The sequence below is a fragment of the Bacillus sp. Brlt_9 genome, from assembly GCF_051948935.1.
Lineage (GTDB): Bacteria > Bacillota > Bacilli > Bacillales > Bacillaceae_G > Bacillus_A.
The window spans coordinates 138,961-158,440 of record NZ_JAYJLO010000004.1 but is presented as its reverse complement, the minus strand read 5'-3'; the positions used below and the strand labels follow the sequence as shown (position 1 = coordinate 158,440).

Here is a 19,480-nt window from a genome sequence, read left to right as displayed (position 1 = left end):
TAGAATATATACATCTTAGGGAGGTCATCTTTGTGAAGAAATGGATAAAAATTATTCTGTACTCTTTACTAGGTATTTTACTTATAGGAAGTATTAGTTTTTTTGTTTGGTCTCAGTTTACTTATAAACCAACGAAAGAGGCTTTGTCTTTAGTAGATGATAAAAAAGATGAAGATTATATAGCTTTTGGAGAGAAAGATGCTAAAATAGGGGTTATTTTTTATCAAGGAGCTAAAGTAGAAGCCGAGGCTTATAGTTACTTAGGGGAAGCACTTGCAAAAGATGGGCATTTTGTAGTAATGCCTAAGTTACCATTAAACTTAGCGATACTTGGAATAAATGAGGTAGATAGTGTAATTGAAAAGTACCCTGAAGTTCAAAAATGGTATGTTGCTGGGCATTCAATGGGCGGAGCTATGATTTCTAGGTATGCCTTTCAACATGAAGAAAAGGTAGACGGAATTATTTTCTTAGGTTCTTATCCTGCAGATGATTTCTCTGCCAAATCGATTCCAATGTTATCAATTTACGGGGAAGTAGATGCTTTAGCAACTGTAGAAAAAATAGAGAACAATAAAAAGTTAATGTCAAAGAATAATACTATGCACATGATAAAAGGGGGGAATCATGCTAATTTTGGCATGTACGGTGAGCAAAAAGGTGATAATGCGAGTTTAATTACGCCAAAAGCACAACAAGATGAAACAGTGAAAGTAATTGAGCAATGGTTGTTAAAACAGTGATAGTGAATTTCATAAATTTATTAAAAGAATGCCTCTCCCTTAAGATAGTACAATGATAGACGAGAGAGGTAATAAAGAGCCAACTCATATGAGTTGGCTCTTTTAGTTAAATACTATTTTCAATTGTCCCCTTATTTTCTCTGGTATGTCCTTTTCAGAGATAATATCGTAAGAATAAACATATTTTCCTTTTACATGAATCTTTAAGTAAGTTTTTCTAATAAAATCATTAGGGGTGTTCGTTCCTACTTTATATTCTTTCTCATTGCTTAATTCATCAACACTTTTTAGTGAGTAAATAGCCCGGCCTTTATAATGATAATCTGGAACACCATACCCCTGCGCAACGGCGTATACATTTTTTTCTTCAGCAATCGGATTAAATCTGTCTAAATCCCCGCGTAATATGAAAGGTAGTAAGTATATAGGAAGACCTATTCCTATTATGCAAATTACAAATTTTTTCATGATCGTTTCTCCTATTGTTCATTTACATGCTTCAGTATAGAAAAAAATTCTTATGAATAAAGGGAGATTTTCTTAAGTTTTTCTTAAAAAGAGTTTTAAGGTTATTTTAACCAAACATTATTTTATTAGGACATACAGAAGAAAAAAGAAAAACTATCATCAATATGTTAAACATCTACTTTTATAGGGGAGCGAATATAGGAGAATTTACGCAATTTAGATTCTGAAATTGCACGATTAGTAGTCGTTAGGAAAGAGAGTGTGTTTAGAGTTTTAGATCTGTGTCAGTTACAATTGAAAAGTTACATCAACAACAAGAGGGAATACATGAATAAAAGAGATAGCGAGAAATGTATCTAATGTCCTAAAAGTATAATTGTAGGAACTATTAGGATATTTCCCCTTAATATATGCATACTAAACATACTATAAAAAGTATATAGAAAGTGAGAGAATCATGGCTAAATTTTTGAGGCGTTTAAAATATAGAGATAATCCTAAGTCATTTCCAATACTAGACAATACTCATTTTCAGGAAAAAAATATTGAAGACGCCCTCTTAGAAGCTGATTTAACCAAAAACATAGCTCATATTCAGAATATATTTCGTCAAGCGCCTGATTTAGTAATTCGGCGGTTTCAAATAACAGTAGATGGATTAGAAGTAGCTTTAGTATATTTGTCTGGATTAACAGATAAAGAATTGATTCAAAATCATGTCCTCAGTCCTTTGATGAATAGTGATTTTGATACCAATACAGAACTTCCAATTCCATTAGGACAAATTAAAATTATTAATACATTGAGTCAGATTGAAAATGCTATTTATGGGGGAGATAGTGTTTTATTAATCCACAGTCGAACAACAGCGCATCAATTGGATACAAAAGGATGGCCACAAAGAAGTGTTGAAGATGCACATAACGAAATAGCTCTAAAGGGTGCACATCAAGCATTCATAGAAACTGGAAGTCAAAATATCGCAATGATTCGAAGATATATTCCTCATCGTGAATTAGCGATAAAAGAAATAGTAATTGGTGTACGAAGCAAAACCAAAATTTCTATTTTATATTTGAAAGATGTAGCTTCTGAAGATGTGCTGAAGGAATTAGAAACACGAATTCAAAATATTACAATCGACGCTGTGACTAGTAATGGTGAACTTATAGAATTCATTGAAGATCACCCTTACTCGCCGTTTCCGCAATTTATATTAACTGAAAGACCTGATTTGGCTGTATCTCACATTTTACAGGGCAGATTTGTAACTGTAATGGATCATTCACCTAATGTATTAATTACTCCAACAAATTTTATTTCCTTTTTTCAAGGAGTTGATGATTACGGTACAAGGTGGTTAGTTGCTTCGTCTATTCGGTTGCTTCGTTTTATCGCCTTTATGGTTGCTTTATTTCTGCCGGCGAGTTATGTTGCGTTTATTTCCTTTAATTTTGAAGTTATTCCTGTAGAGCTATATTTATCTATTGCTGAATCAAGAACGCGCGTACCCTTTTCTCCAGTTATGGAAGCATTACTTATGGAAATAACATTGGAAACGATGAGAGAAGGTGCTTTACGGATACCTACTCCGATTGGTCAGACAGTTGGAATTGTAGGTGGTATTGTCATTGGTCAGGCGGCTGTTCAGGCGGGAATTGTAAGCAATATTATGATTATTGTTGTCGCTGTTACCGCTATCTCTTCTTTTGTTATTCCTAACTATGATATGGGAGCGGCAGTAAGACTTTTACGTTTTCCAATGATGCTAGCAGCTGCCTTATTTGGAATTGTAGGAATTGTTATCGGGTGGATGACTTTAATTGGGCATCTAAGTAGTCTTAAATCGCTAGGTACTTCTTACGGAACACCATTAGCACCCTTTCGTTTTGCAGATATGAAAGATGTTTTTGTACGCTTTCCTTTATGGACAATAAGAAGGCGTCCTAAGGGGAATGGAACCAATCAAACTATTCGACAAGGAAAGAATCATAATAAAAGGTGAAATTATGAAAAAGTATGCCTATAATGAAATCACTCTTATGCAGTATATTATTTTAATTAATGGAGTGCAGGTGGGCACTGGCGTTTTATCGCTTCCACGTGTGCTTGCAGAAAAGGCTGGAACAGATGGATGGATAGCTATATTGATTGGTTGGATTTTCTCCACAATATCAGGTGTGTTTATAGTGAAAACAGCTGCAAGATATCCTGAGGATACGATTTATGATATTCTTATACGATTGTTTGGAAAAATAGTAGGGAAAGCATTCGTTGTTATTTACATGATGTACTTCGCTTTTTATTCTTGTATCGTTCTTATAAACGCTATGCTTTACCTTAAGGGATGGCTTCTCCCGAAAACGCCTGACTATATCGTTATCTTTTTGTTTTCGATTCCTACCTATTTTGTTGCACGTAACGGTCCTAGTATTTTAGGACGATACGCCGAACTTTTTTTTTATATGGCGCTTTGGATTCCGATATTTTTTTTAATCCCTCTTATAGGGAATGGAAGTTGGATGCCGTTCTTTCCGCTTTTAAAAGAAGGGTGGAAACCTATAATAACCGCTGTACCAAGCACTGTTTATGCTTATTTAGGGTTTGATATTGCTTTCTTTTTATATCCATTTTTACAAAAAAAACAGTATGCAGTCCATGGAATGGTTATAGCAAACACCTTAACGATGTTATTTTATTTATTTGCTACTATTGTTTGCTTTGCCTATTTTAGCCCTGATAGCATTACGCAATATAATCAACCGGTACTAAATTTACTGAAAGTAATTGAATTTCGTTTTTTAGAACGTTTTGACATGATTTTATTGGCTGTTTACTTAACTATTGTTTCCACATCATGGATCCCTGCCCTATACTGTTCGGTATTTTGTTCTAGTCAATTACTTAGAAAACAAGATCACAGCTCTCATGTAGTTGTTCTCTTATTGCTTATTATCGGATTCACATTTTGGACTCATCCTAGTTGGAATGAATCTGAAATTTGGCAACAGGTATTATCGAATACTGGATTAGGATTAACATATATATTACCTATTATTTTATGGCTGTATTGCTGTCTATATGAGAAGTTTCGCCGGAGGAGAATACATTGAAAAGAAAAGTACTATGTTGTATTTTGTTATTGGTGTTCTTGATGACTGGATGCTTCGATCAAAGAAATGTTGAAGATGTTTCTCTTACTCTTATTCTTGGTATCGATTTAGATCCTAATGATAATTTATTAGTGTATATATCAAGCCCTGTTTTCAATAAAGAAGCAAAAATAAAAGAAGAAACTACTGGTGTGAAATCTGCTACGGTTCGAAAAGCAAGAGACCAATTTGATGCTACAGTTATGGCACTTACCGCCGGAAGTAAAACACAGGTTATTTTAGTTGGAAAAAGGCTACTGAAACAAAAAAACTGGGAAATTTACCTTGATCCATTTTACCGTGATCCCAAAAATACAGTTACCGCAAGGGTTGTCGCTGTAGATGGACCTGTTTCAGACGTCATCTTCTATAGTCCAAAAGATAAACCGCGACTTCCTATATATTTAACAAAACTAGTTGATACCGCTTTTTTAAGAAATATCACGGTGAAAACAACACTTCAAGAATTATATGAACAAAGAGCAGACAAAGGGCTAACAGCAAATATTACTGAACTGAAAAAAAAGAATAAAATATGGGTGACAGGTACAGCCTTATTGGATGAAAAAGGAAAGTATAAATTAACATTGAAACCTGATGAAAACAAACTCTTACGCATTTTGCAACAAGGAACTGCAGGGGAGTTACCATTTACAGTTCCAATTAAGCTAAATTCAGATAGTCAAGATAAAGATTTGATAAGCTTTGCTGCCTATGGTATTAAAGTAAAGACAAAGGCAAGATATGATGATCATTTTATATTTAATGTAGATGTAAAGATGAGAATCGGTATTACAGAACGACTTTTTTCGTTTAACACTAGAAAGGACGCAGCAAAATTACAAAAGGCGATTGAAGCTAAGTTGGAAGCTGATTTCAAGCAATTAATACAAAAAATACAAACCGCCAAAATTGATCCTATTGGGCTTGGAGGATATGCAAGAACATACAAATATGCGGAATGGAAAAAAATACAAAATAATTGGGGCAACGAATTAGCAAAAGGCGATGTAAACGTCAAGGTTAAGATTAAAATTGGCGGAATGGGTACGATTAAGTAACATGAATTCAACTGTGATTTGTACTAAGATTGCAAGTACTGTCTGTTTTAGAAGGAGAAATGCCTTTAATAAGAGTGCCGCCACATCGCTATCTGGGCTTTTCCGTTATAGGTAACATTTTTCATTGCGTAAATAAGAAGGTTCTAGTGTAAAAACTTCAGAGCAATTGCACCGGAACTATTGAATCAGTTTAGATCCATAATAATTAAAAAAAGATTCGATATTCTGAAGTTAAAAGTGAAAAATGGGATTATGAAAGGTGAATTTCAAATAATGCTAATGTTTTATAAAAACATTGTATATGAAGAGATGTACCATTTATGATTGACGAGAAAATAATACAAATTGTGCAGTCAACGGCTCCAGTATTAAAAGAACACAGTATAGAAAAGGAATTGATTCATTATGAATCGTTTAGCCCCGTTGCAATTTTAGGTGAGTAACTAATACCGGATAGGGTTATAGTCATAATAATGTAAATAAATAGTTTTTTTGCGATATTTCAATAGTGAAGTATCGTTTTTCTTTGTAGAACTAAAGCCCAACTATAGAGCTTAGATTTGCAATAATAAATGTTTTTTTCATTAGATAATTACTGTACCAATAATCAGGATGTTTGCGGATACATTTATTTTTGGGATATATAATTATATTTAGAGAATACCGAGTTACAGTATTTGGACTTTTAATAAGAAGGGATGCGAAGGAATGAACTCACAGAGACAAGGCTATGCAGGCTGGTGGCAAGGCGGACATGGATATTAAAAAGATACTATAAAAACATTTTTTTATGCAAAGTTTGTATATTTTCATTTGTATAGTAAGGATATAATGGAAAAAGCAAAAAAATCCTGTGAAGTAAGGATTCTATCCGTAAAATTAAAGCAGTGGAAATGTCAAAAGAACAAAAGACACCGCTTTTTATTATTCAAGTAGAACGAGACTATCAATTTCAATCGAAAATCGAAATCCCTCTTTGGAAAGAACAACTAAAAGAACGAGATAACGTTGATTATCGACTATATCCAAAGTTAAATCATTTCTTTACAGAGGATGATGGGGAAATAAGTAAACCGGATGAATATTATAGTCCTGCTAATATCCTCGAGTATGTTATAAATGATATTGCTGCTTAGGTGCAAGGAAGATTGCAATTAAATTAGCAACCATATGTTTTAATAAAGACTTTCTTTCTGTAATCAAAATAGAAACATATTTATTAGGTTATATGTTTTTTAAAGCACTCTTTGAAAAGGAGTGTTTTTTTATTTTTCTTTTGATTTAATTACCGAAAAAAGTATCTTGTTCTCCTTTTGTGACTTTTTCTAAATAGAATTTTTCTATAAAATAAGGGGCTTGCCTTCCAAACAAATCGTTATTTGTAACACTGCTATCAAAGGAAAGTGCTCGTGACATCTCGTTAATATTGAAAAACATTAATAACCTATTGTATTAAATTTTTCGAAAATTTAGGTTTAACATCTTTAAAATAGGTGTATTACATATTACATAACAACTAAATAAGAAAATAAAAAATCTAAAGGAGGAAAAATACAATGCATAAGGATGAAAGAAAACCGGTGGTTCATGAATATGATAATGAACATGAAGTAGTTATGAAAGTAAAAGAGCTAGAATTACAAGGGATTCACCAAGATGACATTTACGTCTTAACACATGAAAAACATCTAACAAAAAAGATTGCGGATGATACAAACATAAATACGATTGGAGTAAAAGAACAAGGATTGGGAACAAGTATTATCAACTTTTTCTCTAAAAAAGGGGACGAGCTCCGAAATCAAATGGAGGAAATAGGGTTGTCGAAGGAGGAAGCTAACTTATATGAAGAAAAACTAGATCAAGGGAAGATTTTACTTCTAGTAACAGCTGAAGTACCAACGGCGAGTGATAGGCAGCAGCAAAACTATCATTCTCTCTAATAGATTGCAACATCTGATAAATCGATAAGGTAATTATTTTAGGTCGTAGCATTAAAGAAAATAAAAGTAGAGAAGGGTGAGAAAAATGAAACATACAATATTTAAATATGCTGTGATTGGGGTTACGACTGGAATCATGGTCTCCTTATTAAAAAAAGAAAATCGGAAAGCTATACAAACAACAGGAAAAAGCGTAAAAGAAAAACTACAAGAAGGGAACATAAAGGAAACAATAGAGAAGGTAACTGAGACAAGTAAACAATTCTCTGTAAATGCAGCTAATGTTGCAAAACAAACATTACCACAACTGCTTACAGCCACACCAGTTGTCATTTCTACTATTAAAGATTTAACAGAAAACGAAAATAACAAAAAGAAAAAAGATGAAAAGGATTACGAAATAAATCAAAATAGTAAGGACTTAGACGGGGAGAAAACGAAAAATGAAAAGAAATATAGAAAAGAAGGGAAAGAAGAGAGTGCTTAGATTTAATTCTAAAAAGAGAAAGTGAGGAAAAAAGTATGAAATCTCTGTATGCAATTGATGTAGGAATTGGCTTTACTAAGCGGGCGTATCGCCAGGATATAGATTCTGAGGTGACGATTAAGAGTGAAGCCTCTACACTAGCGCCTGTACCCAATCATGCTGAAAGTGAAGATTTAACAAAGGTAAGTTTTATAGACTTAGACTTTGCATACTACATGGGAGATGAAGCACATCAATCTGACGCTTCCTTCCTTCCTCCATTTGACGAAGAAATAGAAAATTATTATGAAAGCGAACAGTTTAAACAACAAATATTTGGTTGCATTGCAAAGGATTATAAAGAAAATGTCGTGTTGCCTTTAGTTGTTACCGGGCTTCCCGTTAGTTGTTTTGGTAGTCAGCATGAGCAATTACAACGTGCACTAAAAAAAGAAACTTCCGTACAAATTGATGGGAAATTTATTAATATTACGGTGGAAAATGCTTTGATTCTTCAGCAACCGGTCGCTTTACATGCCTATTTCTTAAAAGAGGGAATCATTCAGGAACGAGATCGTATCTTAATTATTGATGGTGGATTTCGTACATTAGAAATGACAGATATGAAACAGAATGTCATTTTAAATCATTATGAGACGGAACTAGGATGTAGCAAGCCATTGAAAAATATTAAGAATATCGTGCAGAATCATGCGGGTGAAAGTAATCAATTGCATATTAACGACATGCCAAACATATTAGAAAAAGGATATGAATATCGAGAAGAAAATCATCAGACAAGTCAGGTTGATACTTTGATTCAAAAAGAGTTGGATGCACACTTCCAAGATGTTATGCATGCATTACAAGAACAATTTAAGTTAGACCAGTATGACACTATTATTTGGACAGGAGGAATAGTAGATCTCCACAAAAAACGAATTGAACAAATACAACGTGAAATTTCTTCTTTCCGTATGGTAGACGCTTCGAAAGAGGCTGCACTTCATGGATACTACATTATTGGAAGTCAAGTATTTGACGACATCACCAATCTATCTGCATATGAATCTAAATTATAATAACGACCGAAATGGAGTTCATTGAATAGACGTGCCAAATTATGTAGCTTCTTTTCCACATATAATAAATTCTTTATAAGAAAAGATAAAAAGTGCTTGTATAGAGGAAATGTTTAAAATTGAGAATAAAAATAGCTAATATATAGGGGGTCTTCCTTTTAACATAATAAGACCTCCTATGCCATTTATTTTGTAATTTAGTTGATCTAAAAACTTTTCCTCCAAGACATGAATACCTACATACAAATTTCATATTACGAATATTATTCGATCAAACATAAAACTATTCAGAAAGGAAGAATAATATGGAATGCATAAAAATGCCGAAATGGAGTTGGTATCATGTGAAAAATAGTGAGCTTGAAAAACTTTCTTCTATAATCCCTCGTGATGTAACATCTTATTTTTCTCAATTTGTAAAGAAAATAAGTTCTCCTTGTGAAAATGGATTATATGTCTATACGTTATCACCAAGTCAAACTTGTGTATATGGTTCGTTTTTATATGATCAAGATAAAAAGGACGCCAAAATTCAAAAATTTCTTCATTATTTCGTAGCTCATGGAATACTGATAACGGTCCAAGAAAAAGAGGAAGAGGATTTCAAAAAGTTAATACATAATTTCCCTATGGGTACAAAACATTGTAATAGTTCCGCTGAAGGATTATGTGCTATCTTATCAATGTTTATATCTCACTATTTGCGAAAGGTTGACTACTTTGAAAACAATTTTAGAAATGTATTATGGGATTTTTATCATCATAATAACATAGCAGTTTTAGAAAGAATTTATCATATTCGTCATGAATTATTTATGAACACACATGTGTTTCGCTTAATACAAGAAGTGTTACAAGGCCTGGAGGAAGCTTGGTTAGAAAACTTAACAAACACCCTTTGTTATAAACAAACACACGTAAAATTAGAGCGTGGATTACAACTTGTTAAAGAGTACCAAGAAGAATTAGACACGATGATTCATTTACAAGAAGTTGTTTCTTCTCATCGTGGGAATGAAATTATGAAAGCTCTTACTGTATTAACTGCTGTAAGTACGCCTTTGACGGCCTTAGGAGCATTGTGGGGGATGAATTTTAAATATATGCCTGAACTAGAATGGAAATATAGCTATTTAATTGCTCTCTTATTTATTATGTTCACAACAGGAGGTATGTATATGTATATGCGATTCAAAGGATGGACAGGTGATTTATTACGAGTAAAGAAAAAGAAATCTTTTTTTAAATCCAATTAATCCTGTTTACAAAAAATATGATAGATATATGGTTAGTAATATTTATTAATTGAGGTAGTATCATATCCCCATCCACTTAAAGTTTTGATGTCCCCGCAATGATAAAAATGGTGAATATTTATATGAAAGATTAGAGCTCTCCTTCTTGTAGGAGAGCTCTAATCTTTGTTTAAAAACTATATTATACATGTGTAGATTCACCATATAAAATTTGTCCGGATTCTATTTAGAATATGACAAAAGAGAACTTGCGTTAGAAAACAAGCTCTCTTTAAAAGAAATAACGTAATTGAGATACTTATATAGTAACAATTGTTTTCTTTTAACTCCATATTTCTTATGTTGAGAAATAAATTATAAGTGGCTTGATAAAACTAAAACGAATGATTGACATAATATTTTGACGATAATATAATGAATCTCGAATTCAAGATAAGTTGTAAAGGATTGGTAATTATGAGCGTGATTAACGATGAGAGCTTATCTTTAAAGTTATTTGTTATATTATCAAGGGAATTACAGTCAATCACTAAACGTATTGAAAAGGATATAAAAATTTATGGACTTAACCCAACTGAATTTGTAGTGCTTAAGCTACTATACAGTAAGGGTGATTAGCCTATACAAAAACTTGGAGATCAAAATATTACTTGCAAGTAGTAGTATCACGTATGTAGTGGATAGGTTGGAAAAGAAGGGATTCGGCAAATATTTGGTAGTTTGGACTATATTGAGAAAAAATGATAATGAAACAGTTGAAAAAGTTAGGATATTATGAACGGAAATTGTAAGTTTTTAGAGGTTATTTCTGTTTAGTAATATCCTAATTAAATATAAATTAAATAAATAGGAGGGAAAATCAATAAATAGTAGTAAATGTATTGTAGTACAAAATAAAGAAATTATGTAATTGCAATTGATATAGTAGGAAAGATAGTTGTTCTGTTAACGTATACATATTGTCCTTTTCATTATAAATCTTTCATAAAGCGGAGAGTGGGTATCAAGAATGGAATTACGTCATTTAGAGTATTTTATTCAAGTTTGTAATAATAATAGTTTTACTAAAGCTGCGGAAGTTCTAGGTATTTCACAGCCGACTTTAAGTCAACAAATCCGTGTGTTAGAAGGTGAACTTGATACACCTTTGTTTCATCGAGTTGGAAGAGGTATCAAAATGACAGAAGCGGGTAAGCTGCTATTTGATAAAGGAAAATTTATCATGCAACAATTTGATGACGTTTATAATGAAATTTTTGAATTAAAGGGTGTAAAAAGAGGTGTGATTACTATAGGAGGTTTATTAGAGGATCTCACTTATTTAACACCTTATATTATGAAGTTTCAACAACAGTATCCCAACATCGTTGTAAAAATTATAGAGTCCGAAGTTGCTGTAAATCAAATCGTTAACAAAAATATTGATATAGGGATTACACGTAGTGCTCAAATTCCAGACACATTAACAAGCACCCTTTTGTATAGCGAAGAGCTCGTCCTTGTCATTCCAAAAAATCATTCTTTGGATGAAAAACCATTTGTTTCTTTTCGAGAACTAGCTGGGCTGAGGAGAATAATGGTTGCATGTAGTTGTCGTGAATCTATTAAAATATATTGTGAGAGTTTAGGGTTATCTTTATCTGAAGCAAATATAGAAACAAAATCTTCTATTTCTCTATTGAGCCTTGTATATAATGGGCATGGGGTTGCCATAATACCTCTTTCACTAGTTGACTTTGTGAATAATGATACTTTGAGCATAGTTCGTATTATTGATCCGACACCAAGGCAAGATATTAACCTTATTCACTTTGATGATAAATTTTTAAGTTTTGCAGCACGTATCTTTATGCAGAAGTTAAATGAACCCGAAAAGGTATTAGTATAATAATGATTATAGTGTAAGAATTAAAAATGATACATAATTCTTAGGATAAGACCTAAATTACAGTCAAAGGGCTAGTAGATTTATAGGTATGGTGTAGTCGCTTCAAAAGGGAATATCATGGGCTTTTACTTAAGGGAAAAAGGGCAGACTTTGCAAGGAGAGAAGGCTGTTAAAAACAAGTCAAGTTAATCAATAATTTCTACGGTCTTATCGCATAGTAATAAATTCCATTAGGGATATACTGCTATTTCTTTCTACATATCCTTATTGTATAAAGAAAACCACCGGCATTATACCGGTGGTTTTGACTTAGAAAGCAAAGCAAGTACAACCAATACCCCATTTAGTTCCATCTTTTCCTATTACGGTATGAGTGTGTTGATGGAGAGGGTTACTGCAACTATGTAACTTGTTATCATGGGAATTTTGAGAAAGTATAGTGTGGGCTAGGTTAGCACCACCATAACCATAAACTCCCGTCGGTGACCAATCAGGTGATGCTGGGGGCAATTCAGGTGATAAATTTTTAAATTCATCATTTCCATAAACAACCTGCCCACCCATAATGGTGAGTAATGATTCAAGGTCTTTAATTTCTTCTTCTGGCACAGTAAAGTAGTCAGCAGACAATACAGCAATATCAGCAAACTGATCTACTGAAAGAGTTCCCTTTTTACCTTCATCACCAGAGAACCACGCACTTCCTTTTGAATATAATTCCAGGGCTACTTTTCTATCAAGTTTATTTTTTTCATCGTATATGGAAAGCCCACCAATGGTTTTTCCGGCAACCATCCAGTAAAGAGCAACCCAAGGGTTATAGCTGGAAACCCTAGTTGCATCACTACCAGCGCCAACAGGTATACCAAGGTCTAACATACGATAAATTGGAGGAGTACGCTTGGCAGCTTCTTTTCCGTATAAATCAACAAAGTATTCACCTTGAAAAGCCATGCGGTCTTGGATGGCAATACCGCCATTTAAAGCCTTAACACGTTCCATACTACGATCTGAGATTGTTTCTGCATGGTCAAACCACCATCGTAGACCATTAAAAGGAATTTCTTTGTTGACTTCCTCAAATACATTTAAGAAACGTGTGATTGACTCGTCATAAGTTGCATGTAAACGGAATGGCCAACGGTTTTCCACCAATAGAGAAATTACTTTCTTTAAGTCAGCTTCCATCATCGTAGCTAGTTCGGGGCGTGGCATTTGAAATTTTTCAAAATCAGCTGCAGAGAATACTAACATTTCTCCGGCACCATTCATTTTATACTTATCATTTCCTTGACCTGGAGAAACAATTTTTGCCCATGAAGCAAAGTCTTCATATTCATGATTAGGATTTTGTGTAAATAGATTATAAGCAATACGTAAAGTTAATTGTTCCTTCTCGGCTAAATGTTCAACAACTCTGTAGTCGTCAGGATAATTTTGGAACCCGCCACCTGCGTCAATGGCACTTGTAATACCTAATCTATTTAATTCGCGCATAAAATGGCGAGTTGAGTTAATCTGATCGTCAAAATTAAGTATGGGAGCTTTACCCAAACTTGAATAAAGAATAGAAGCGTTAGGATTCGCAATTAAAAGGCCCGTTGGATTCCCTCGTTTATCTCGCTCAATTAAACAACCTGGAGGGTCTGGGGTATCTTTTGTGTATCCCAGTGCACGAAGCCCTGCACGATTTACAAGTGCTCTATCGTAAAGATGTAGCACAAAGACAGGTGTGTCTTCGGAAACAGCATTAATCTCTTTCAAAGTTGGCATCCGTCTCTCTTTAAATTGAAATTCAGACCAACCTCCAACTACTCTTACCCACTGAGGAGCAGGAGTACGCCTTGCCTGTTCTTTGAGCATTTCAAGAGCAATGGCAATGGAAGGCACACCTTCCCATCGTAATTCCATATTATAATGAAGACCGCCACGAATAACGTGTATATGAGAGTCATTCAGGCCTGGAATAGCTCTTTTTCTTTTAAGGTCTATTTTTTTTGTTTTTTCTGTGGCACTATCAAGAAGCTCATCTCCACCTACTGCAGTTATGAAACCACCAGTTATGGCGATAGCAGATACCTCAGGTTGAAAGGGATCAAGAGTAGTGATTTTTCCGTTATATAAGATCATATCCGGTACATTCATATTCACACCTCGTCTACTTCCTATTATTTTGTAACCATGGATGAAATAATTTACCGAAAATCGGCATAACTACCCATGATAGCAAGGACACTATACATACAGAAACGAAAAAAGCGGACATAATAGGATTCATATGTTTTATAATAGGTCCTATCAATTTAGGAACTAACATGCTAAGAGGCCATACACCCAGAAGGGTAACGATAGACATTTTCCATTTTGGCGGTGGAACTGGTGTTTTCGGAGTAACAAACCAATAAGCCAAACTGCTTTCAGTTTTGTAAGTTGGATTAGTAACTTGAAATTGTTCTGCTGTTTTTAACAAATCTCGGCGAATATCTGATTCTTGCCAAGCACGTAGATGCTCATACGTATCAAAGCGAAAAATAACAGTATACTCTCTGGATTCGTTATTGGGGACTATTAGATTTACACCTAAATGCCCTGGGAATTTAGTAGCGGCAGCTTCGATTTCATGTCTCCATGTTTCAAACTGTTTTTCTTTCCCTTGTTGAATTTCCCATGTAACAATTGTTGTTACTGGATCAGTAGCATCCATTGTGTTCTCTGTATGAGTCTCTTCGACAGTTACTCCTTCTTGTTTCATATTTTTCTGCTTGGAAGCGCGCCATGCACCATAGTATATGCGTATTCTACACCTTGACCGTAAGCACCAGTGTGTTCCTTTACAATCTCCATTACAGCATCATAAGTGTCTTTGTGTGCCCAGTCACGTTGGTATTCAAGTAAAACTTGAATTGCTGTAACTGGAATTGCACCAGCTTGCTCTACACGACGCATAGCAGCGTTATGTGCTGTCAAACTAGTACCACCTGAAGCATCATCAACTGCATACACCTCATAGCCAGCTTTAATTGCTTCAAGCACAGGGAATGCAAGGCAAACTTCAGTCCAAAGTGCTGCAAATATCAATTTCTTTCTACCTGTTGCTTTAACTGCCTCAACAAATTTTGGATCTTCCCAAGAGTTCATTGAACTGCGTTCTATAATTTCATGGTTTGGGAATATGTCAAGAATTTGTGGCCAAAAATAACCAGAAAAGCTGCGTGTCTCAACTGTAGTAAGAATAGTAGGTACGTTAAAAGTTTTTGCTGATTTAGCAAGCAACATAACGTTATTAATCAATGTTTGTCTATCAATACTTGCAACTCCAAAAGTCATTTGAGGTTGAAAATCAATCAAAATTAAGGCACTGTTCTCCGGATTTAACAATTCTAAATTACTCATAATAAAGCGCTCCTTTTTTAATTGTTTATAATAATTTATTGAAAGTAATGTGTTTTCTGTCAATTGAAGCTTTGCTATACTTTTTAATTTAAAATTTAGTGCTGATTTAATCAGCACTAAATTTATACTATCTACTTAAAAAAAAGTGATTTAAAGCTATTTCCTTGGAATACATTTATACATTTTGTTTACTAAGATCTCGTTGAGCTCCTAAATAGCTTCCAATTATATTTTGATAGCCTGGAAGATTACTAGCAAGCAAATTGCCAAAACCTTCGACATCGTTGCGCCAATCGCGTTGTAATTCGCAAGCTACGCTAAACCAGTTCATAAGTTGCACGCCATTATGTGCCATACGCGTATTGGCAGCATCCGCAACTTGTTTGCTGAAAGTTCCTGAAGCATCCGTAACAGCAAATACTTCATATCCAGCTTTTATAGCAGAAAGTGCCGGGAAAGCAACACAAACGTCCGTAACTACGCCCGCGATGATAAGTTGTTTTTTTCCAGTTTCTTCGATTGCTTTTACAAAATCATCATTATCCCATGCGTTAATTTGTCCAGGTCGAGCTATTTTTTGTGCGTGAGGAAAGAGATCAACCAATTCTTGCATTAAAGGTCCATTAGGTCCGTTTTCAAAGCTTGTTGTTAAAATAACTGGTAAATCAAAAAACTTAGCAGTGTGAGCAAGAGCTAAAACATTGTTTTTGAATTCATCAACACCATAGTCACGTACTAGTCCGGACATAAGACCAGTTTGATGGTCTACTAAAAGAACGACAGCATCATCTTTGTTAATACGAGAATAGAGATCAGTCATTATGTATTCCTCCTAAAAATTAAGTGATCGAAGAAAGTTTAAATAGTCGAATGCTATCATAAGTTTCTTCGTTTATAACTAAGCTGACCAATAATATTGGTTATAGCAGCATTCACAGAACATGAAGTGCTATACAAATTTATAGTATTTGAAAACTGATTCGTTAATCAATTCTAAATTATCTATAATTTATATAGGTCGTAACTATAGATGTTTTCACTATAAAATAGATTGATTTTACCTATACATTCTATAGATAGAACGATATTGATAGTCACCTATTTTTGTTATTAGAATTGAATAGGAGGAATTTTTAGCAAATACTTCGTAATAAGAAAGGTAGGAGATGGGGAATTATCCATAAACAGAAAATGAATGCATCGGAACAGTAGAGTTTTATACATAGAGTTCACAATATAAATGGGCATAAATAGGTTATGAGATTTATCCGGATTATTGAAGAAAAGGATATATATTAAAGGAGGTAGGAGAATGGCAAAAATTACTGTAGGAACCGAAAATCAAGCACCAATTGAGATATATTATGAGGATCATGGCACAGGAAAACCAGTTGTACTCATTCATGGTTGGCCGTTAAGTGGTCAATCTTGGGAATACCAAGTTCCCGCTCTTGTTGAGGCTGGATACAGAGTTATAACATATGATCGTCGAGGTTTTGGAAAATCATCTCAGCCGTGGGAGGGGTATGAATATGATACCTTTACTTCTGATTTACATCAACTATTAGAACAGTTAGAGCTTCAAAATGTCACACTTGTTGGTTTTTCTATGGGTGGAGGCGAGGTAGCTAGGTACATTAGTACGTATGGAACAGATCGTATTGAAAAGGCCGTTTTTGCTGGAGCAGTTCCTCCTTATTTATACAAATCAGAGGATCATCCTGAAGGGGCATTAGATGATGCAACAATTGAAACATTCAAAAGTGGTGTGATAAATGACCGCCTTGCATTTCTTGATGAATTTACTAAGGGATTTTTCGCGGCGGGTGATCGAACAGATTTAGTTAGTGAGCCATTCCGTTTATATAATTGGGATATTGCAGCCGGTGCATCACCTAAAGGAACGCTTGATTGTATTACCGCCTTTAGTAAGACAGATTTTAGAAAAGACTTGGAGAAGTTTAATATACCTACTCTTATTATTCACGGAGACTCTGATGCAACTGTACCATTTGAATATAGTGGGAAATTAACACATGAAGCAATTCCTAATTCTAAAGTATCGTTAATAAAGGGTGGTCCACATGGGCTAAATGCAACGCATGCTAAAGAATTTAATGAAGCACTTCTATTATTTTTAAAGGACTGATTACAACTATATAATTGTTAATTGATACATTATAAATAAGTTGCAATTCTATCATATTTTTTCTAATAAATGGAAATACCTAAAGGTGAATAATTTTGAGGAGGTTTTCAATTATGGCAGAAAACCAGGACAAGAATTCTCTAGAGGAACAAGACGTGAAACGTGAGACATTGACAACACGACAGGGGCACCCTGTGAAGGATAATCAAAACATCCGAACAATTGGGAATCGTGGTCCAGCAACACTTGAAAATTATCATTTCATCGAAAAAATTTCTCATTTTGATCGAGAAGAGGTTCCGGAACGTGTAGTACATGCGCGAGGAGCTGGAGCATTTGGGTATTTTGAAACCTATGGAAAAGTTGGAGATGAGCCGGCAGAAAAATATACTCGTGCGAAAGTATTTTCAGGGGCTGGTAAAAAAACACCGTTAATGGTTCGTTTTTCTACAGTAGCTGGAGCTAAGGACTCACCAGAAACAGCAAGGGATCCAAGAGGTTTTGCAGTGAAAATGTATACGGAAGATGGTAACTGGGATTTAGTGGGGAATAATTTGAAGATTTTCTTTATTCGTGATGCGATGAAGTTCCCAGATATGATTCACGCATTTAAGGTTGATCCAGTTTCAAATGTATCGAATCCTCAGCGGATGTTTGACTTTGTTTCTCGTACCCCAGAGGCAACACATATGATTACATTTTTATTTTCTCCATGGGGTATTCCAGCAACATATCGCCATATGCAGGGATCTGGTGTGAACACTTATAAATGGGTAAATGAAAAAGGCGAAGCTGTATTGGTGAAATATCACTGGGAGCCAAAGCAGGGAATTCGAAATTTAACACAAGAAGATGCAAACAGTATTCAAGCAATGAATGTTAGTCATGCAACACAAGATTTATATGAAGCAATTGAGCGTAAAGATTATCCAGAGTGGGAGCTATTTGTACAAATTATGGAGGATGGTTATCATCCAGAACTCGATTTTGATCCGCTTGATGATACGAAGCTTTGGCCAGAGGAGCAGTTCCCATGGTTACCAGTAGGACGTATGGTTCTTGATCGTAATCCAGTTGATTACCATTCAGAGATTGAACAAGCTGCTTTTGGTACAGGAGTACTTGTTGATGGCATGGACTTCTCAGATGATAAAATGCTACAAGGTCGTACTTTCTCTTATTCAGATACGCAACGTTATCGCGTTGGTGCAAACTATCTGCAATTACCTGTAAATGCACCTAAAGCGCCTGTTCGCACAAATCAACATCGTGGTCAAATGGATATGCGTAATCCGAAAGAGTCTGGAGAAAATCCGCATATTAACTATGAGCCATCTATGCTGGGTGGTTATAAAGATGCAAAACAAGAAAAGCATCATCCACACCAACCAACTTACAATGCGGCTGCTATGAGCGCACCAATCGATCGTCCTAACAATTATGGTCAAGCAGGTCACACGTATCGTAGTTTTGAGGAGTGGGAAAGAAATGAGTTGGTTAAAAATCTATCTGAAGCACTTGCAGTATGTGACAAAAGAATTCAGAATGCGATGATTGCACACTTCACACAAGCTGATGAAGATTATGGCCGTCGTGTTAAAGAAGGTATTGAAAAGAAAATGAAAGAAGCTAAAACGGAAAACAAACTTCCGGGCCGCGAAGTAAGTAAATCAAAATATGGTCAAGGTTCATTAGCTGCAAACGAAGCAACAAAAGATGCAGTAAAGAAAAGCCATGAATCCGATCCTTATTAATTGAAGTGAGCACAGTAGAATACCTAGAGATTCCGTGAAAATAGTTAGGTAGCCTTCCATATGATTGTTAAAATGTTTTTTTATATGAGAAGTACTAAATATCATAAGATAGTTCATAAACAAAT

General features: G+C 34.6%; 18 protein-coding genes and 2 pseudogenes. 14 read left to right on the top strand and 6 right to left on the bottom strand.

The features are described from left to right. The first annotated feature begins 32 nt into the window (after positions 1-32). Complete coding sequence (locus tag VF726_RS17310) at positions 33-743, top strand: alpha/beta hydrolase (protein WP_440170514.1); 711 nt, start codon at positions 33-35, stop codon at positions 741-743. Positions 744-845: 102 nt separating this feature from the next. Here the strand turns inward: VF726_RS17310 and VF726_RS17305 are convergent, their stop codons facing one another. Beyond that, positions 846-1,211, bottom strand: coding sequence for a YxeA family protein (locus tag VF726_RS17305; protein WP_440170511.1), 366 nt, complete (start codon positions 1,209-1,211; stop codon positions 846-848). Between the two features lie 457 nt (positions 1,212-1,668). Between VF726_RS17305 and VF726_RS17300 the strand changes: the two genes are divergently transcribed. From VF726_RS17300 to VF726_RS17280, 5 genes and pseudogenes are all read left to right on the top strand, one after another. After that, positions 1,669-3,216, top strand: coding sequence for a spore germination protein (locus VF726_RS17300; RefSeq protein ID WP_440170508.1), 1,548 nt, complete (start codon positions 1,669-1,671; stop codon positions 3,214-3,216). Between the two features lie 4 nt (positions 3,217-3,220). Next, positions 3,221-4,324 carry a GerAB/ArcD/ProY family transporter gene (locus VF726_RS17295; protein WP_440170506.1) on the top strand — a complete coding sequence of 368 codons (1,104 nt, stop codon included), beginning with the start codon at positions 3,221-3,223 and terminating at the stop codon, positions 4,322-4,324. Next, positions 4,321-5,424: a Ger(x)C family spore germination protein gene (locus VF726_RS17290; RefSeq protein WP_440170503.1), complete on the top strand. Its 1,104-nt coding sequence runs from the start codon at positions 4,321-4,323 to the stop codon at positions 5,422-5,424. The genes VF726_RS17295 and VF726_RS17290 overlap by 4 nt, the downstream gene beginning before the upstream one ends. Positions 5,425-5,744: 320 nt before the next feature. Continuing rightward, positions 5,745-5,867, top strand: a complete 123-nt coding sequence (locus tag VF726_RS17285; RefSeq protein WP_440170501.1) for a flavoprotein — start codon at positions 5,745-5,747, stop codon at positions 5,865-5,867. 420 nt (positions 5,868-6,287) lie between these two features. Next, positions 6,288-6,560: pseudogene (locus VF726_RS17280) on the top strand (alpha/beta hydrolase); the annotation flags it as partial. 145 nt (positions 6,561-6,705) lie between these two features. Here the strand turns inward: VF726_RS17280 and VF726_RS17275 are convergent. Next, positions 6,706-6,861 (bottom strand): acyl dehydratase, encoded by a 156-nt coding sequence (locus tag VF726_RS17275; protein ID WP_081101980.1) that lies wholly within the window; start codon positions 6,859-6,861, stop codon positions 6,706-6,708. Between the two features lie 119 nt (positions 6,862-6,980). Here VF726_RS17275 and VF726_RS17270 point away from each other — a divergent pair, with 119 nt between their 5' ends. The 6 genes and pseudogenes from VF726_RS17270 to VF726_RS17245 all read left to right on the top strand — a co-directional run bounded on the left by VF726_RS17270 (position 6,981) and on the right by VF726_RS17245 (position 12,059). Then, positions 6,981-7,367, top strand: a complete 387-nt coding sequence (locus VF726_RS17270; RefSeq protein WP_440170498.1) for a general stress protein — start codon at positions 6,981-6,983, stop codon at positions 7,365-7,367. 85 nt (positions 7,368-7,452) lie between these two features. After that, positions 7,453-7,854: a peptidase U61 gene (locus tag VF726_RS17265; protein WP_440170495.1), complete on the top strand. Its 402-nt coding sequence runs from the start codon at positions 7,453-7,455 to the stop codon at positions 7,852-7,854. A gap of 35 nt (positions 7,855-7,889) precedes the next feature. Beyond that, a complete protein-coding gene (locus VF726_RS17260; protein WP_440170493.1) occupies positions 7,890-8,915 on the top strand; it encodes a ParM/StbA family protein in 1,026 nt (341 codons plus the stop codon). Positions 8,916-9,220: 305 nt separating this feature from the next. After that, positions 9,221-10,171, top strand: coding sequence for a magnesium transporter CorA family protein (locus tag VF726_RS17255; protein ID WP_440170490.1), 951 nt, complete (start codon positions 9,221-9,223; stop codon positions 10,169-10,171). A 456-nt stretch (positions 10,172-10,627) separates the two neighbouring features. Then, a pseudogene (locus VF726_RS17250) lies at positions 10,628-10,962 on the top strand (MarR family winged helix-turn-helix transcriptional regulator). Positions 10,963-11,180: 218 nt separating this feature from the next. Further along, positions 11,181-12,059 (top strand): LysR family transcriptional regulator, encoded by an 879-nt coding sequence (locus tag VF726_RS17245; protein WP_440170488.1) that lies wholly within the window; start codon positions 11,181-11,183, stop codon positions 12,057-12,059. A 309-nt stretch (positions 12,060-12,368) separates the two neighbouring features. Here the strand turns inward: VF726_RS17245 and VF726_RS17240 are convergent, their stop codons facing one another. The 4 genes from VF726_RS17240 to ycaC form a co-directional block, all read right to left on the bottom strand. Beyond that, on the bottom strand, positions 12,369-14,204 hold the full coding sequence (locus tag VF726_RS17240; RefSeq protein WP_440170486.1) for an amidohydrolase: 1,836 nt from the start codon (positions 14,202-14,204) through the stop codon (positions 12,369-12,371). Between the two features lie 13 nt (positions 14,205-14,217). After that, positions 14,218-14,811, bottom strand: a complete 594-nt coding sequence (locus VF726_RS17235; protein WP_074562269.1) for an antibiotic biosynthesis monooxygenase — start codon at positions 14,809-14,811, stop codon at positions 14,218-14,220. Beyond that, a complete protein-coding gene (locus tag VF726_RS17230) occupies positions 14,808-15,452 on the bottom strand; it encodes a hydrolase (RefSeq protein ID WP_000067162.1) in 645 nt (214 codons plus the stop codon). Before VF726_RS17230 ends, VF726_RS17235 begins: the two co-directional genes overlap by 4 nt. 175 nt (positions 15,453-15,627) lie before the next feature. Then, positions 15,628-16,272: an isochorismate family cysteine hydrolase YcaC gene (ycaC, locus tag VF726_RS17225; protein ID WP_000131219.1), complete on the bottom strand. Its 645-nt coding sequence runs from the start codon at positions 16,270-16,272 to the stop codon at positions 15,628-15,630. A gap of 492 nt (positions 16,273-16,764) precedes the next feature. Between ycaC and VF726_RS17220 the strand changes: the two genes are divergently transcribed. Continuing rightward, positions 16,765-17,601: a bromoperoxidase gene (locus tag VF726_RS17220; RefSeq protein ID WP_001074308.1), complete on the top strand. Its 837-nt coding sequence runs from the start codon at positions 16,765-16,767 to the stop codon at positions 17,599-17,601. 113 nt (positions 17,602-17,714) lie between these two features. After that, complete coding sequence (locus VF726_RS17215) at positions 17,715-19,355, top strand: catalase (protein ID WP_000829762.1); 1,641 nt, start codon at positions 17,715-17,717, stop codon at positions 19,353-19,355. Positions 19,356-19,480: the final 125 nt, after the last annotated feature.